A 400-nucleotide genomic window follows, 5' to 3' on the forward strand; every position below is an offset into this window, starting at 1 on the left:
CGGCGACGACGCGGTCGACGTCCGACGCCGGAGCCCCGAGCACGCGACGGAAGTAGTCCAGGTTCTGCTCGACCGTCAGGTCGTCGTAGATCGCCGCGGACTGCGCCATGTAGCCGAGCTGCCGGCGCAGGACACGGTGCCCGGCGGGGCGACCGAAGACCTCGACGGTGCCCGAGCCGATGTGCTGCGCGCCGATGATCGCGCGCATGAGGGTGGTCTTCCCGGCCCCGCTCGGACCGAGCAGCCCCACCACCTGGCCGCCCGCCACCCGGAGGTCGACGGAGTGCAGGATCTCGGTCCGTCCGCGCCGGACCACGAGTGCGTGCGCGACGACGGCGTCGCGGGTGTCGATCACGTTCGCGATTATCCGCCAACGCCCGCCGAATCCGCGGCGAACGCG

General features: G+C 72.5%; 1 protein-coding gene. It reads right to left on the reverse strand.

Annotated elements, in window-relative coordinates; all coding sequences use genetic code 11:
- A partial coding sequence (locus FJ658_RS15835; RefSeq protein ID WP_255447775.1) for an ATP-binding cassette domain-containing protein occupies positions 1-355 on the reverse strand: 355 nt, incomplete at its 3' end.
- Positions 356-400 lie beyond the last annotated feature (45 nt).

This window comes from Schumannella sp. 10F1B-5-1, from assembly GCF_006517535.1.
Lineage (GTDB): Bacteria > Actinomycetota > Actinomycetes > Actinomycetales > Microbacteriaceae > Schumannella.